General features: G+C 37.9%; 17 protein-coding genes. 11 read left to right on the top strand and 6 right to left on the bottom strand.

The genetic code is table 11. From position 1 onward, the window contains the following. The first annotated feature begins 376 nt into the window (after positions 1-376). From I6F45_RS00165 to I6F45_RS00145, 5 genes are read left to right on the top strand one after another with little or no spacing between them, the layout of a single operon-like run. Entirely contained in the window at positions 377-760 is a 384-nt protein-coding gene (locus I6F45_RS00165) for a response regulator (RefSeq protein ID WP_165741180.1), read from the top strand. Positions 761-773: 13 nt separating this feature from the next. Beyond that, positions 774-1,679, top strand: coding sequence for an AAA family ATPase (locus tag I6F45_RS00160; protein ID WP_165741179.1), 906 nt, complete (start codon positions 774-776; stop codon positions 1,677-1,679). A gap of 6 nt (positions 1,680-1,685) precedes the next feature. Then, positions 1,686-2,672 carry a DUF58 domain-containing protein gene (locus I6F45_RS00155; protein WP_197159401.1) on the top strand — a complete coding sequence of 329 codons (987 nt, stop codon included), beginning with the start codon at positions 1,686-1,688 and terminating at the stop codon, positions 2,670-2,672. Next, positions 2,672-4,642, top strand: coding sequence for a transglutaminase family protein (locus I6F45_RS00150; protein ID WP_197159400.1), 1,971 nt, complete (start codon positions 2,672-2,674; stop codon positions 4,640-4,642). Before I6F45_RS00155 ends, I6F45_RS00150 begins: the two co-directional genes overlap by 1 nt. A gap of 7 nt (positions 4,643-4,649) precedes the next feature. Beyond that, a complete protein-coding gene (locus tag I6F45_RS00145; RefSeq protein WP_197159399.1) occupies positions 4,650-5,972 on the top strand; it encodes a Na+/H+ antiporter family protein in 1,323 nt (440 codons plus the stop codon). Between the two features lie 303 nt (positions 5,973-6,275). On the opposite strand, the gene I6F45_RS00140 is transcribed toward I6F45_RS00145, so the two are convergent. The 3 genes from I6F45_RS00140 to I6F45_RS00130 are packed head-to-tail and all read right to left on the bottom strand — an operon-like array spanning position 6,276 to position 8,381. Continuing rightward, on the bottom strand, positions 6,276-6,707 hold the full coding sequence (locus tag I6F45_RS00140) for an acyl-CoA thioesterase (protein WP_010552809.1): 432 nt from the start codon (positions 6,705-6,707) through the stop codon (positions 6,276-6,278). Between the two features lie 5 nt (positions 6,708-6,712). Continuing rightward, a complete protein-coding gene (locus tag I6F45_RS00135) occupies positions 6,713-7,531 on the bottom strand; it encodes a M23 family metallopeptidase (RefSeq protein WP_165739853.1) in 819 nt (272 codons plus the stop codon). After that, positions 7,524-8,381: a 6-carboxytetrahydropterin synthase gene (locus I6F45_RS00130; protein ID WP_197159398.1), complete on the bottom strand. Its 858-nt coding sequence runs from the start codon at positions 8,379-8,381 to the stop codon at positions 7,524-7,526. The genes I6F45_RS00135 and I6F45_RS00130 overlap by 8 nt, the downstream gene beginning before the upstream one ends. A 203-nt stretch (positions 8,382-8,584) precedes the next feature. Between I6F45_RS00130 and fabA the strand changes: the two genes are divergently transcribed. Further along, a complete protein-coding gene (gene fabA, locus I6F45_RS00125; protein ID WP_007582756.1) occupies positions 8,585-9,100 on the top strand; it encodes a bifunctional 3-hydroxydecanoyl-ACP dehydratase/trans-2-decenoyl-ACP isomerase in 516 nt (171 codons plus the stop codon). 67 nt (positions 9,101-9,167) lie between these two features. On the opposite strand, the gene rmf is transcribed toward fabA, so the two are convergent. Beyond that, positions 9,168-9,338, bottom strand: a complete 171-nt coding sequence (rmf, locus tag I6F45_RS00120) for a ribosome modulation factor (protein ID WP_002960897.1) — start codon at positions 9,336-9,338, stop codon at positions 9,168-9,170. Between the two features lie 409 nt (positions 9,339-9,747). Here rmf and acuR point away from each other — a divergent pair, with 409 nt between their 5' ends. The 3 genes from acuR to I6F45_RS00105 all read left to right on the top strand — a co-directional run bounded on the left by acuR (position 9,748) and on the right by I6F45_RS00105 (position 11,914). After that, positions 9,748-10,383, top strand: coding sequence for an acrylate utilization transcriptional regulator AcuR (gene acuR, locus I6F45_RS00115; protein ID WP_197159397.1), 636 nt, complete (start codon positions 9,748-9,750; stop codon positions 10,381-10,383). 49 nt (positions 10,384-10,432) lie between these two features. Then, positions 10,433-11,425, top strand: coding sequence for an acrylyl-CoA reductase (NADPH) (gene acuI / locus I6F45_RS00110; RefSeq protein ID WP_197159396.1), 993 nt, complete (start codon positions 10,433-10,435; stop codon positions 11,423-11,425). Between the two features lie 72 nt (positions 11,426-11,497). Further along, positions 11,498-11,914 (top strand): VF530 family DNA-binding protein, encoded by a 417-nt coding sequence (locus I6F45_RS00105; RefSeq protein WP_007582761.1) that lies wholly within the window; start codon positions 11,498-11,500, stop codon positions 11,912-11,914. A 102-nt stretch (positions 11,915-12,016) separates the two neighbouring features. On the opposite strand, the gene I6F45_RS00100 is transcribed toward I6F45_RS00105, so the two are convergent. Continuing rightward, positions 12,017-12,448 carry a DUF3859 domain-containing protein gene (locus tag I6F45_RS00100; protein WP_197159395.1) on the bottom strand — a complete coding sequence of 144 codons (432 nt, stop codon included), beginning with the start codon at positions 12,446-12,448 and terminating at the stop codon, positions 12,017-12,019. A 206-nt stretch (positions 12,449-12,654) separates the two neighbouring features. Between I6F45_RS00100 and I6F45_RS00095 the strand changes: the two genes are divergently transcribed. Together I6F45_RS00095 and I6F45_RS00090 are read left to right on the top strand one after the other, a co-directional pair. Then, complete coding sequence (locus tag I6F45_RS00095; protein ID WP_197159394.1) at positions 12,655-13,662, top strand: YHYH protein; 1,008 nt, start codon at positions 12,655-12,657, stop codon at positions 13,660-13,662. Between the two features lie 13 nt (positions 13,663-13,675). Next, complete coding sequence (locus tag I6F45_RS00090) at positions 13,676-14,200, top strand: hypothetical protein (protein ID WP_165721876.1); 525 nt, start codon at positions 13,676-13,678, stop codon at positions 14,198-14,200. Positions 14,201-14,311: 111 nt separating this feature from the next. On the opposite strand, the gene I6F45_RS00085 is transcribed toward I6F45_RS00090, so the two are convergent. Continuing rightward, a complete protein-coding gene (locus I6F45_RS00085) occupies positions 14,312-16,129 on the bottom strand; it encodes a protein kinase domain-containing protein (RefSeq protein ID WP_165739842.1) in 1,818 nt (605 codons plus the stop codon). Between the last annotated feature and the right edge of the window lie 30 nt (positions 16,130-16,159).

Here is a 16,159-nt window from a genome sequence, read left to right as displayed (position 1 = left end):
TCTACTGAGCATAATCACAGAATGAATTTAGAAGGTCAACGATTTTTTATTACAAAACGTTTACAAAAAATCGAATTTTTATGTAAATATTTTTGAATCAATAAGTTAAGTAGCAAATTTGTTACATCAGATTTTGAGGAAATAAAGTGTAGGATTAAGGGATTTATTGTAGATACGTCATTATTGTTCAATACAATTAATAAAAATATAAGTTAGTAGAAGCTATGAAAGCAGGTAATCCTTTAAAAATAGGTTGTTGGGCAAACCTATAAACAGTTTATTTATTAGTGTTTTTTAAGTAACGTTCTTGAGCTTATGATGGGGTTAGCTTAGTATTAAAGCACTTAGATGTATTCAAAATAGAAGTAACCTACATATGGAATTTGTTCGCCCGCTAGAGCCCATCCTCATTATTGATGACGTTAAGGAAATTCGTGATTATCTAAACCAAATTTTAACTGACTTAGGGTTTGAAGATATATTAGAGAGTGCTGATTTTAGCTCTGCCAAACCTATTATGGACAATAAACCGCCAGGCGTTATATTTGTAGATGTAGATTTACCTGACTCTAACGGTGCAGATATATTGGAATACATTAATAGTACTTACCCGCACACTCATGTTGTTATGTGCTCTGGCCACAATAGTCTCGAAAACGTACAAAACACGTGGGAAATGGGCGCTAAAGGCTTTATTGCAAAACCTTTCAACACAAAAAAAGTAGACACTGTAATGAAGCGTCTTGAAATAATAGAATAATAATAAGGTTAGCATGCATAGTACTGTTACTGCGATTATAGACGATCTTTCGAGTGTTATATTTGGTAAACAACAACAAATAAAACTGGCACTTACATGCTTATTTAGCGAAGGGCATTTACTCATTGAAGATTTGCCTGGTATGGGAAAAACCACTCTTTCTCATGCATTGTCAGCTGTGCTAGGTTTATCGTATCAGCGTATTCAATTTACCAGTGATCTTCTGCCTGCTGATATTCTGGGTACTAATGTGTTTAACTCTACCGAGCACAGTTTTACGTTTCATAAAGGCCCTATTTTTAGCCAAGTTGTTTTAGCTGATGAAATAAACCGCGCCGGACCCAAAACACAAAGTGCATTGCTTGAAGCAATGGAAGAGCAACAAGTAACAGTCGATGGAAAAAAATATACGCTGCCAAATCCATTTTTTGTGATAGCAACACAAAACCCGATTTACCAATCAGGTACTTATCCGTTACCTGAGTCGCAATTAGACCGTTTTTTAATGCGTATAAGCTTGGGGTTTCCACCTAAAGAAGCCGAAAAACGCTTAATTTTGAATATGCAAAAACGAGATTACAGTCAGTTACCTAGGCGTATTAACCAACAAGAGTTAGCGGTAATTCAAACCCAGATTAGCCAAATTACTTTAAGTAGCCCAGTTATTGACTACATTATAGAGCTTGTTAATTATACACGCACAAGCAACGCTTTTGCAGCATCGTTATCACCGCGTGCCAGTATGGCTCTGGCTAAAGCGGCTAGGTCGTGGGCCTTTATTGAGGGTCGTGATTTTGTAATGCCAGAAGATGTTCAAGCCGTATTTGCAAGTGTGTGTCAGCATCGATTAGGTTTGCATAATGAGTCCGGTGAAGCGCAAGTAAACGATATTTTAAAAAACGTTTTAGTTCCGGTATAAACTTTCATGCCAAAAAAAACAGCTAAGCGCCCTTCTTTATTTAAGTCATTTAAGCGAGGTGTATTTAATAAATTATTAAAAAATAAGCATTTAAAAAACTCAATTACACTTGAACACAGAACAATTTATGTATTGCCATCATCCCTTGGTTGGTACTTTGTAATTGTGGCTATTTTAAACTTTGTGATGGGCATTAATTATCAAAATAATTTAATTTTAATAATGTCTTATCTTATGTTTGTGGTGATGATTATTGCTGTATTAATGGGCTACAGTAACGCTAAAGGCTTAACGGTTAAATTTAAAGATGCATTTAACAGCTACGCTCCTCAAAAACCGAGTATTGTATTTGAATTACAAAGCGCTAGAGTTACCCAATCTATTAATTTAACATATCAAGGTAGTGAGCAAACTCACAAACATACCGACGAAGTTGATAGTAAGACTCAGTTACTTACACTCAACTTACCCTACAGCTCACGCGGTAAGTACTCAGTGCAACGTATTAAAATGGCGAGTAACTACCCCTTTGGCTTAATAACTGTTTGGAGCTACATTCAATTACAAACAGATGTTTTTGTATACCCGTCGCTTGAACAAGTACACAGTGATGCGCATGTTTCTATGCTTGATGAGCAAGCCGATAAAGGTATTTCTACACAATCTGGTAGCGAAGAGTTTGAGTCGTTAATCCCACATTTACCAGAGATGGGCTTGCAAAGAGTGTCGTGGAAGCATTACGCAAAAACACAGCAGTTGTTAGTAAAAGAGTTTGTAGACTTTAAAACAGCGAATGCGCTCTTCGATTTTACGTTAATGAATGGAGATACAGAACAACGTTTAAGCCAGTTATGCTTTTTAGTGTGTGAAGCAACCGAGAAAAACACCCCTTTTATGTTAAAGCTACCGAATAAAACAATAAATACAAATACCGGACAGCAACATAAGCAGCAATGCTTAGAATTATTATGCTCATTTAATGGTGATGTGTAATGGACATACTTAAAAACGAAAAAGTAATAAATTATTCGCTGTCTTTTATATATGCATGTTTAATTGTATTTTTTGTATCACATTTACCGCTTGCTTTTGTAGGTGTACTTTCACTTATTTGTGCATGGAACTTTTACATAACGCTGAGTAATAAACCAAAGCCAAATGCTTGGCTGGCAAATATACTCGCAGGTGTGTCACTAGGTTTAATGCTCTACACAGTAGGCATGTCGGATACGGTTATTTTATTTGTGGCCATGCTGCTACTTGCTAGTTTATTTAAGCTGCTGCAGGCTAAAACCAAAAAACACTATCATGTAATTACAACGCTTACGTTTTTTTCACTCTCATCGGTGTATTTATTTAACCAAAGCATTTTAACGACTTTAACTGTAAGTAGTTTATACATATTAAACTTTGCAGTACTTGGCTTACTCGAATCCAAACATAATTTAAAAATAGCCTCTAAGCAAAGTGGTAAATTACTACTTTTAGCGCTTCCTTTAGCTGTATTTTTACTGCTTTTTTTACCAAAAATGCCCGCCTTTTGGCAGCTCCCTGGGCCTAAGCTTGCAAAAACAGGGCTTTCTGAACAAGTCGATCCATTCGATATTGCAAAACTTTCAAATTCAGATGAGCTGGTGTTTAGAGCTAAATTTAACGAAGTAAAACCTGTAGCCCCTTATTACTGGCGAGCAATAGTGCATGATGAATTTAATGGCAATGCGTGGCTAACGTCTGACTTTTTAAAATATAATAATTTAAAAAGTAATATTAAGAGTACTAATGACGAGCAACTTATTGCAAGCTACTCAATTATTACTGAGCCCGCTACGCAAAAATGGCTCTATGGTTTAGCGTATTCAAGCAGCAACTCACAAAATGTTGAAGGTAATTCACTCGGTTTATTACGAAAAAAAAGCCGCCAAGCTAAAAGCTTACAATACGATGTAAACAGCTTTAGTTTTTCAGCTTTACCACTTGGACAATTTGAAGAAAAACGCTACAAATATCTAGCTCATAAAGAGAATGTTAAAACATCATCACTTGCTAAAAACCTAAAGAAAAATACACACTCTGACCGTGAATTTTATAATAGCCTATTGCAATATTTTGTAAATAAAGGATTTACTTACACGCTAACCCCTACACCTATGAGTGGTGATAACACGATTGATCAATTTTTATTTGATAATAAACGAGGCTTTTGCGGCCATTACGCGAGTGCTGCGGCTTATATTTTCAGAACTGCTGGTATACCCGCTCGATTAGTCAGTGGCTATTTAGGTGGTGAACTAAATCAAGATAATAATACGCTGACTGTTCGCCAGTACGACGCACACGCGTGGGTAGAAGTATATTTACAAAACGAAGGTTGGGTTATTTTTGATGCAACTGCTGTTGTTGCACCAGAGCGCTTAAATGGTTCACTTTCACAAAACGAAGAACTAAATACAGAATTTAAAAGTAATCTAGATTTTGGATTAGTGAGCTTAAGTGATTTTCCGGGTATTAATTGGTTAAGGCTAGAGCTCGAGAATTTAGATTATCAATGGTCTAGCTGGGTACTTGGCTTTGATGAAGAAAAACAAAACGATTTTTTAAAATCTCTTTTTGGTAGTAAAAAAATTTGGCTTGTTCCATTAATGGTATTACTCACTGTAGGTTTTTGTTTTGTTGGTTACTTTGTTTATTTAAACTTACCAAAGCGCCCGGCTAAATTAGCGCCTATGGTAAAAGAGTTTAATGAAATACAAGCATGGGCAAAAAAACAGAAGTTTAATACGCCCGAGCATTTAACACCCAGCCAAAGATTACAGCTATATGCTGATCAAAAACCTCAAGCTGCTCAATCAATAAACACTTTTAGCCAATTATTTAACCAAGTACGCTATGGTAAAAAACCTTTTACTAAAGAGCGTAAAACTCAGGCTAAAGATCTGATAAAATTAATTAAAACATCCAAATGAGAATACTATGAATGCTGTTGTTATAGGCGTTATTTTAATGCTCGGGCTATCTTTGGCCCGCGTTAACGTCATTGTAGCTATGATTATAAGTGCTTTAGTTGCGGGTTTAACCGCAGGATTGGGCATAAAAGAAAGTGTTGATGCATTTAATTCTGGCCTTTCTGCGGGCGCCGAAATTGCACTGAGCTACGCTATGCTCGGTGCATTTGCCGTTGCTATTTCTAAGTCGGGTTTAACACGCATACTTGCCGATAAATTACTTGCCAAAGTAAATGCAAAAGGCAGCGGTAATGAAACGTTTTTAAGCTACTTTATTTTATTGATTATTTTAGGCTGTGCGATTTCTTCTCAAAACTTAGTGCCTGTGCATATTGCCTTTATTCCTATTTTAATTCCTCCACTACTCGTTGTTTTTAATCAGTTAAGGTTAGACAGGCGTGCTATAGCGTGTATTTTAACATTTGGATTAGCAACCTCCTATATGGTGCTGCCTTATGGTTTTGGGGGAATTTACTTATATTCTATTTTGCATAAAAACCTGGTCGATAACGGCTTAGACATTGTAAATACACAAGTTCCTATGGCGATGATAATTCCTGCATTAGGTATGTTTATTGGATTACTTATTGCGGTATTTATTACCTATAAAAAACGCCGCGACTATACAGAACAACCATTAACAACTGTGAGTAAATCTGCTGAGGTAGAAAACCCTAAAAAAGTAATGATTGTAGGGCTATGTGCCGTACTTGCTTCGCTTGTTGCACAAAACTTAAGTGGCTCAATGATTTTAGGCGGCTTAGTAGGTGTAATGATATTTAGTGTATTTGGGGTAGTTAAATGGGAAGAAAACGGCGACGTATTTAGTAAAGGCGTTGCGATGATGGCCATGATTGGCTTTATTATGATATCGGCACAAGGCTTTGCTTCAGTTATGCAAGCAACCGGCGATGTAGCAAGTTTAGTACACAGCGGTGCTGCCCTTTTTGATGGTAATAAACCTTTGGCGGCTGGTGTTATTTTGTTAGTCGGGTTATTAATTACAATGGGTATTGGTAGCTCGTTTTCAACAGTGCCTATTATTGCAACTTTGTTTGTTCCTTTGTGTTTAGACCTCGGGTTTTCTGTTATGGCAACCGCTGCACTTGTTGGTACTGCGGGCGCTTTAGGTGATGCAGGCTCCCCTGCTTCAGACTCAACGCTTGGACCAACATCAGGTTTAAATGCCGATGGCCAGCACGACCATATTAGAGACTCTGTTATTCCAACGTTTATTCACTTTAACATTCCACTGCTGATATTTGGCTGGATTGCAGCAATGGTGCTTTAAGTAGTATGTATGCATATAAGTATTCGTAAATTTAATTAAAAGCTAAATGTAACTAAAAAGGTATGTTTAAAGCATACCTTTTTTGCTTCTAACAACTCTTATCCCTATCAATTTCTCTTTTATTTTGATTAGTTTATTAGTTTATTAGTTTATTAGTTTATTAGTTTATTAGTAAATATTAACTGAGCTGTTGAGATTACATTTAATAAATATTTAGTATGATGTGTTCTTTATGGTTTTTTATATAAGCACCAATTAAGGTGCTTATATAATGTTACTCTACCGCGTCTTTAAAGCTCTAAATTACTCAAAACCATAAATCATTTTATCGCATACTACCGGTGTTGGTCTGTGATTATCATCGACAGCAACAAACGTAAAGCTACCACTAATGGCAGAGTGCTTATCATCTCTGTGCATAGTTTCTAATAGTATATCTACATCAACTTTTAAGCTGGTGTTACCTACATGGACTACTTTAGCAATTAACTCTGCAAAAGTACCTGCTGGTATCGCTTCTTTAAAATCAACTCTATCGGAAGATATGGTAACCAAAGGCTTACGGCAAAAACGAGTCGCTGCTATAAATGCCACTTCATCCATCCACGCCAGTGCATCACCACCAAATAAAGTATTGTGATGATTAGTACGCCCAGGAAACACGGTCTTAGTTACCGATGTAGTTGAGTCTTCAATACGCTGAGCAATTATTGCATCGCGATTTACGTCAGTCATAATCTCTACTTTTTGTTTGCTAATGTATCTTGCATTAGTAATGCTGGATCGAGGCGTTCGCCTTTCCAGTTAAAACGCCAATCTAGGTGAGGACCCGTTACACGCCCTGTTGCACCAATTTCAGCCACTTTGTTACCTTGCTCAATTTTGTCACCCACTTTTACATCAAGCTTACTTAAGTGAATGTAAGTTGAGGTAATGCCATGGCCATGATCAATAATTAATGTACCGCCTGAGTAGTATAAATCAGGCTCAGCAAATACCACGGAACCACTAATCGGCGCATAAACAGGGGAGCCTGTTTTATTGGCAATGTCTAAGCCAAAGTGCGGACGACGAGGCTCACCATTAAAATAACGTTGGCTGCCATAAACACCCGATATACGCCCTTCTGCAGGCTTTAACACAGGGTCTAAAAAGTACAGTAAATCAGAGTCAACTTCACGTGCTTTACGCACAGCAACTGCTTCGCGGCTTATACGTGCGCTAACTTCTTTTGGCGGTGAAACATATTTTTTAGCTACGCCGGTAATTTTATCAATTTTATATTCACGCTTGGTAATAGCTATCGGCTGAGAATGTGACTTGTCGCTGCTATCTACCCATTTCAAAGTATGAGTAGTGTCAGCATCACGACCAAAACCAAATACAAAATCACCACTAGATGAAAGTTTTAACTCTTTGCCATCTAAGCTTACCGATTTAGCATTTTCAAGCTTACCAGTAACCAAGCCGCCTTGTGTTAAGTGCCCTTTTAACTCAAGTGCCATAGCACTAAGGCTAGTAGAGGCAATAAGTGCTGTTGCTAAAAGTGTTTTAAACATAGCTAATCGATCCTTTTCCTACCCCTTCATAAGCGGTTACTTTTACTGCTTTTTCTGGGTATTGGGCTTTAATTTGACCAGCTACATGTTCAGCAATACATTCTACGGTTGTATCTACTGGTAAAATGTCGCAACGAGATTCGCTAATAGCCATTTCAAAATAGCCTTGTGCCGATGTATAGGCAAAACATACGTCATCAGCTTTAGCTGTAATGTGTTTTAAATCACTGCCGCTAATTTGATCTTCACTGGTGGCTAAGTAAATATCTTCCCACTTTTGAGACCATTCTTTTTGCAAGCGCGGCATAGAAATACCATCTAAACTAATACCAATTTGAGAACGATGCCCGTGAATAATGCGTTGGCAATTACCGTCATGCTTTTTAAGACCATGGCTGTAATGATAGTAAAAGCTTTGGCTGTGTTCAGGCTTAAGAGACAGCTCAATTTTTTCAATGTTATCTGGGAGTTTTGGTAAAATAGTCGCAATTAAAAATTCAGTAACCGATTCAACCGTTACTTCGTCTGCGTTAATCATACAATAAGCTTGATGAGGGGCGCTCATAGCTAAGTGGTTGTTTTCACCAAATGTACAGTCGAGTGTTTTATGCTCGTCAAACTCAGATACAGTCCCATTAAGGCCCGTAGGAATTGCTAATCGGTGATCAATACACTCATCTATAATGCCTTTAATTTGCTTTTTAACTAAACCAAAGTCTAAAACCATAGACTCTTCGTTAAGTTTACCGTGCAAAGTTAAATCAACAATCCAGCTCTCGCCAACGGCGCCGCGTTTGTTAGATAAGTAAGAAAAATCAATCACAGTTAGTGAGTTAACAAAAAGGATCATAAACTTCCTTTAGACTGGTTATAAGACAGCGTTAATTATAATGATTTCTGATTGTAATTGCGCGGTTTTATAGTGCAAAAACCAATCGTGTTGATTGATTGATGATTTAATATGCAATATTTTGATTTTTTAACTGCTCCGAGTTGTTTAGCGTACAAGTGTACGCTAAAGTACTTGGCAATTTCTAAGCGAAGATAAGTGTTATGGAACCTAAAAATAGCTATACAAAAGAAGATTTGATCCTGTGTGGTCAAGGTGAAATGTTTGGTGAAGGCAACTGCCGTTTACCAAGTGACAACATGTTAATGATGGACCGCATTACCTCTATTACTGCTGATGGCGGAATTCATGGTAAAGGCGAAATTGTTGCTGAGCTTGATATTGACCCTAGCCTGTGGTTTTTCGATTGCCATTTTAAAGGCGACCCAGTAATGCCAGGTTGTTTAGGATTAGATGCTATGTGGCAACTAGTTGGCTTTTACTTAGGTTGGTCTGGTGGCCCTGGTCTTGGTCGTGCGCTAGGGGTGGGTGAAGTTAAATTTACTGGCCAAATTTTACCAACTAATAAAAAAGTAACTTACCGTCTTGTAATGAAACGCGTAATTAAACGTAAATTGTTTATGGGCGTTGCTGATGGCACTGTAGAAGTAGATGGCCGAGTAATCTACGAAGCAAAAGATTTAAAAGTGGGCTTATTCCAAGACACTAGTGCGTTTTAATTTTTAAATGCACAAACAAAAAGGCCTCCAATGTGGAGGCCTTTTTGCTTAAATTCGATTATTGATTTTAGGTTTTGTACATGTTGCGGTTTTCAATCGCTTCACGCCAACCTCCTAACCACTCTGATTTTGGATCTACTTGTTGATAAGGGCATAGCTCTTTTGAGCGACCTGCTAAACCTGCTTTAAAACCTTGAGAATGAGCTCTTTCTAAACGATCTCTTTTCTGTCTCTTCATCGGTAATATCCTCACCTTTTTATTTATATATTGTGTAGCATTAGTGAAATCTACATTTAATGAATAGTTAATAAAAATGTAAAATTCAAATTGTAAAAGCAATTAAATTGTTTGACTTTAACTAAGCTGCTGATGCAAAAATGAATTAACATTTAAAAAAGTAAGTGGTCATACAACATTTAATTTGACCGGTTCGTAATAACAAATTGGCGATTTAATAATCGCTAAAAAGTACTTGTGTGCTTTAATTGTGACCGACTAATATTGACTAAGTTCCAAACAAAAATGTAATCGTGACACTTTTATTTCATTAATCTTAAATTAGTAGCCCGCCCCTAAATTTGAACTATTTTTAAACAATTTAAATTTATACTTGATTATTTAAAGTCGATCGGTCTAATATAGGTTCATGAACAAAAATACATCAACACCAATACGCCGTGGTCGCCCACCTAAAATAGCCAGAGAAAACGCCGATACAAAAGCGTTACTTATTCGCACGGGCCTTGAAACCCTAACTGAATTTGGTTTTAGCGCCACGGGGCTCGATACTATTTTGAAAAAAGCGGCTGTACCTAAAGGCTCTTTTTATCATTACTTTAAAAGTAAAGAAGCCTACGGTATTGCGTTAGTTGATGCATACGACAGTTATTTTATTGCCAAGCTTACCCATTACCTACACCAAGAAGATGTTCCCCCACTTGAGCGAATCGTTAATTTTACTCAAAGCGCAATTAAAGGGATGAAAAAATACGATTACAAACGTGGCTGTTTAGTCGGTAACTTAAATCAAGAGCTTAACCATTTAAGTGATGAGTTTAAAACCAGATTAATGCAAAGCTACACAGCTTGGCAAAACCATGTAGAGGTTTGCTTAAACCAAGCTAAGCAACAAGGCACTATTGCAAGCCATGTAAACACACAATTAATGAGTGAGTACTTTTGGATTGGTTGGGAAGGTGCTGTTATGCGCGCCAAGCTCACCAAATCAAATACCCCACTTACTTTGTATACAGAAATGTTTTTACGCGCATTATTAACCTAATGCGTTTTTATTTACCAATTAAAAGACGATCGGTCTAAAAGGATATCCCATGAGTAACCCAATTAAAGCCATTGTTATTAATAAAGAAGATAATAACTACAGCGCCTCATTATCGACTATCGAACATAGCGATTTACCAAACGAAAATGTATCTATTGACGTGCTATACAGCACACTTAACTATAAAGATGGTTTAGCAATTACTGGTAAAGGCCCCGTTGTACGCAGTTTTCCTATGGTGCCAGGTATTGATTTAGTGGGTACGGTTACACATTCCACCAGCGATGAATTTAAAAATGGCGATAACGTAATATTAAATGGCTTTGGTGTAGGCGAAAAACATTGGGGCGGACTTGCTCAAAAAGCAGCTCTTAATAGCGATTGGCTAATCCCCTTGCCTGCGGGTATTTCACCTAAACAAGCTATGCAAATTGGTACAGCCGGTTATACCGCTATGCTAAGTGTGATAGCGCTTGAAAAACAAGGCATTACTCCAGAGTCTGGCGAAATACTGGTAACCGGTGCTAATGGCGGCGTGGGTAGCTTTGCTATTTATTTACTAAACCAACTTGGCTATAACGTAACGGCGGCAACAGGTCGATTAGATCAAAGTGAGTATTTAAAAGAGCTTGGCGCATCAAACATAATTGACAGAAGTGAGCTTTCAAACCCGGGCAAACCTTTGCAAAAAGAGCGATTTGCAGCAGCAATAGACTCTGTGGGTAGCCATACACTGGCAAATATTTGTGCTTCATTAAAATATGGTGGTGTAGTAACAGCATGCGGACTTGCACAAGGTATGGATTTACCAGCATCGGTGGCACCCTTTATATTACGTGGTGTATCTCTTATAGGGATTGATAGCGTAATGCGTCCTAAAGCCGACAGAATTGAAGCATGGGATCGCTTAGCTAAATTAGTAAGTACTGATTATTTAGATAAAATTTCGACAGAAATATCACTTGAACACGTAATTGATAATGCAGAGCAACTTATGGAAGGAAAAATTCGTGGTCGTGTTGTAGTTAATTGCCAAAGTTAAGCTATTTACTCTGTTAAAGCCTCGTTATTAAATTTATAATGCAATTTGTATTTTAATAATGAGGCAACACCTATGAGCAACCAAGAACTTTTCAGTAATAACCCACTGCAAGGCGTAAAATTAGAACAAGTGGTTGAAGAGCTGGTTGAACAATACGGGTGGGAACTCCTACACGCTTATTTACAACTTAACTGCTTTAAAAATAATCCTGATGTTAAGTCTGCGGTTAAATTTTTACGTAAAACACAATGGGCACAAGAAAAAGTAGATAACTTTTACCTGTACCGTCTTAAAAACTTACCTAAGCCTGATGATGTGCAATACGAATTGCCGCCACGAGATCGTGTTATCCCCGCTGATCATAAACCTGGTGAGCCATGTGAACTTAGTTTTGTTGACGCTAAACGTATTGTAGAGAAAAAAGAATCTAAGCAACGTGCTCGCGATCGTAAGCAGCGTTCTAATTCTAGTAACCCTTGGGGTAACTAAAAACTTACTAATTTAAGGTTGAAGAGCTGTTTATAAATAGCTCTTCGATTATCTTCCCATTAATTTCAATTATATCCGCGTCACATAGCTAATAAATAACAATTAGTACCCTCGGTTTTTCCAAAAATCTGTTTCTGTGCGCTCTGCCTCTAATGCCACATTAAAAGTTTTATCAGCAATGATTTTTCCATTAAGCTCAATAGTCATTCGCCAATCACCTAGTTTATTTTCTATTGGCAGCCAGAGTGTATCGCCTAAGTAAAAATTCCAATCACTATCTTTAACGTATACATCGCCTTCAAAAGGGTCCATTACATCACCGTTGCTGTCTGGAATATCAGGATGGTAAATACAATAATGAAGCTTTTCACCTTTACCTTTTTTAATATTTACAATTAAGCCAAACTCAATATCTACCTCAGCTATTACATTTGTTGTAAATTGCTCTATTTGCGGCAACGTTTTACTTTCACTATCCCACTTAGAGTAAATCCCGTGACTTTGCAATGTAACTACAGGTTTTATTTTAGCCATTTAGGTAGCCTTTTATATTAGCTATTTTGGCATTAGTTTAACTTTTTGAAATTTTAAAATAAAACACATTCTCATAAAGTTAAATCTCAACTTGGCTTTAATACTTTGCCTATTTACGTAATTGCTAATTTGTCATCATTGTTTACACACTATTTGCACAATTGCTGATTATTGTTTGAGTAACTTAATTGATCTGGTAGGTAGCAATGAAACAACACACACTTAATAGTAAAAATCGAAATAGGGTAAATGCTTTAAAGCTCACTTCACTTGCTTTAATTGTTTCATCTTTAGTTGCATGCGGTGGTGGAGAAGGCATAGATGATAGCTTAGCAACTACAGAAAGCTCATCACAAACCACTACAGATAATGGCACAGGTACCAGCAATTCAACCCAAAGTGTACTTTGTGAATATAGCTACAGTGAATATAACGAGTCAGAGTCAGTACAAGCCACCAGCGCTGCAGATTGGTCATGCACAGGAACTACACGCGACTTAGTAGCTAATGGCATACCCGATCACGAAGTAGGCACATTCCCTAATGCTGACAATCCAAATACTATTTCTGAACAATCAGTAAATGAAAGCTACACACTTGAGCCTATAGAAACAACACAAGCAACCATGCTTGGTGGTCCTCGTGGAATGATAGGCGTTGTACTTAATGGCATTAAAATAGACGCTGGTACAGGCGGAAGTTGTGATGATTCTGGCACCGATTGCGATTTAGGCGACAATAGCGGCAACTGGAATATAGAAGCCCTAAGCCAAGACACGTTTAGTTTTGGAACAGACGACAACAATGCACATGTACAACCCGATGGCACATATCACTATCATGGTATGCCAGAAGGCTTTGTAGCAATGCGAGGTGGCAATAGCACCACTATGACTCTAATAGGCTGGGCAGCAGATGGCTTTCCTATATATGCACGTTACGGCTATTCAGACTCAAGTGATGCAACTTCAGCCCTAACCGCAATGACCGGTAGCTACCAACATATAACAACCGTAAGCGCAAACCGCCCTTCTACCGATATATACCCATTAGGTACATTTGCACAAGATTGGGAATACGTAGCAGGCTCTGGTGATTTAGATGAATGTAATGGCCGCGTTGGTGTAACGCCTGAGTTTCCTGATGGGATATACCACTACTACGCAACAGACACTTACCCGTTTTTTCAACGCTGTGTTAAAGGCGAAGTTTAGTTAGGAGTAAGCTATGCCTTATATAAAAAGAGGTCTACTGAGTATGACTACTTTGGGTTTGTTGATTATGCCAAATTTAGCAAACGCGCATTTAATGGTTGCAGATCACGGTACGCTGAATTTTGTTGATAATAACGTGTTTATTGTGCTTTCAATCCCTATGTCGGCTTTTAAAGGGGTTGATGAAGATAAGGATGGCAAAGTATCAATAGTTGAGTTTAATGCTCATAAAAAACAAATAAGTAAGCGAGTTAAAAAGAACGTTTATTTAGCAGATCATCAGTATAAATTTACTATTGACGGACTTTTACTAAACCCAGAAGCGTCGCATACACATAAAAGCGACAATATAGACCAAGTAACCATTACTGGGCGCTACTCTTTGCCCAGTAAATTAACTAAAGTTAACTTTAACGTTAAGCTATTTAGTAACAATGAGCACAAGCAGCATTATCAAATAACAGCGACTAATAAAACGCAAAAACTTACTCATCAATTTGAGCTAACACCAACGTCGCCCTTTAGTAAGGTGTTTTAATAATTAGTAATACTTACCTAATAATTAAGTGGCAAAGAGTACAAGTTAAACAAACTTATGCTCTTTTTTTATCTTTGTCTTTTCATTCAGCACTCTTAATTTAAGTACTTTCTATAAAGATACAAGCTTAGGATTTTTAGGAAAGTAATGCTCTTCTTGCTGCTCACATAAACTAAACTCACGGGTGTTTTTATATGGGAGTTTCATAAAGCCCGCAACACCCACGTCCGTAATATTTACCGCGTATTGCATTAGTTTATTTAGCAAACGTTTAAACTCAACCTCTTTACTCGAATCGAGTAAGCGGTAGTAATGGTGAATCTTCATTCTGTCCGGCAGTGCTTCAAAAATAATACACCCCGTATGATGAATTTGGTTAAGCTCAAATACGCACTTAATAACTTTTTTAGGTAGCTGTAGTTGCTCATCAGGGTCTTTACCGTCTTCAAAGTATGAATGCGGGCGGGTTATGTCGTTTACCTTCATGCTTACAACTTCGTATTCAAGCTCTGGTAGGCTATCAAACTTAAATGCACCCGTGCCATCTCGCTCTAATTGAATGGTTTTACGGGCATCAAACAAACAACACTTAAATAACCCTTTTTGATTAATCGCTTGCGCAAGCATCACCGTGTTATTAATCGCATCACTAAACGCATCACCCAATGATTCGTCATGCATAATTAAAGACGATTCAACAAACATCGACTCATCCTTCCAATGAAAACTGAGCCCACCAACAACAGGGTATTTAGCTAATCGGCTTATTGATGCTAAAAATGCTTTTTCGTTATCGCCTGTATCAAACAAAAACTCTTTATAATAACGGTCAAGTTGCGCGTCGTTTATATCTAGTAATTGCTGATTATGATCGGCCTGGCGTAAAAACTGTTTTCGTGAACTATATACCACCGTGTCGGGCTGCTCGGCCTTGCCATACCAAAAAGGAATATCTGCTTTTTTTTGTTTTTTATCAAGCTCAGGTAAGTACGCTTTAGCCATAGTTGTAATATTACGCATAAAGTAATCACCGGCACCATCACGTTGTGCCTTACTTTTAGAAAGCATGCCATCAATAACTTTAGCCAGTTCTTTTGGGAGCCCTAAGCTGCTTGCAGGGATGGCTTGCGCACCAAAGCGACACGACTGCGCCGACGCTAACGCATACAACGTAGCGGCTACACCTTGTTCGTCAAATCGTGGGGATGACTGCTCCCCCGACATTTGTGCTTCACCAATAAAGTACACATCGCCCATACGAGCATTAGTTGTACTTAAATCGCCCGACATTAAATCCATAAAGTTACTCGCAACAGGGTTACCATCGCTATCGAGCTGTGCATACACAGAGCTTCCCCAATCCACTAACGACAGCGCATCAGTGTTTGCATCCCAAACAAGGTTTGAAGGCTTTATATCGCCATGCACTATAGGTTGTGGGCTAATGCCGTTTTTGTGGCTGCGTAAATCAATTAATACATTACGTAACCTAACAGCTAGCGCCATTATTTGCGCGGCACTAAAGCGCCCTGTTTTAAGCGATACTTTTTCAAGGTCCTCTCCAATGGCGCGCGCCATCATTAAAATCCCTTGTTTTTTAATTCGCTCGAATGCATAAAAGGTAGGCACTAAGGGGTTATTAATTTGCGAAAGCATATACGCTTCGTCTTCTAGGCGGTCACGTACACTTTGGGCAAGCGTAATACGCGAAAACTTAAATACCCAAGGTAAGCCGTTATCGTCATCACCTGCAAACACAAAACCAAAAGCACCTGAACCAATCATTTCAACGTTTTTGTAGCCCAGCAGTGTTAGCTGCTTAATACAAATATTAAGCCACTGGCGGTGTTTTTTAGCATCGCGGTGCGAAAGCAAATAAACAGATTGCTCTTCGTTGATATAAAAGTTGCGGATTTCTTTGGCTTTCAATACAGGTACTCAAACTTATAAAACTAACCA

The sequence above is a fragment of the Pseudoalteromonas sp. SWYJZ19 genome, assembly GCF_015864375.1.
Lineage (GTDB): Bacteria > Pseudomonadota > Gammaproteobacteria > Enterobacterales > Alteromonadaceae > Pseudoalteromonas > Pseudoalteromonas arctica.
The sequence above is the reverse complement of the archived record's forward strand: the minus strand, read 5'-3'. Positions and strand labels throughout refer to the sequence as shown.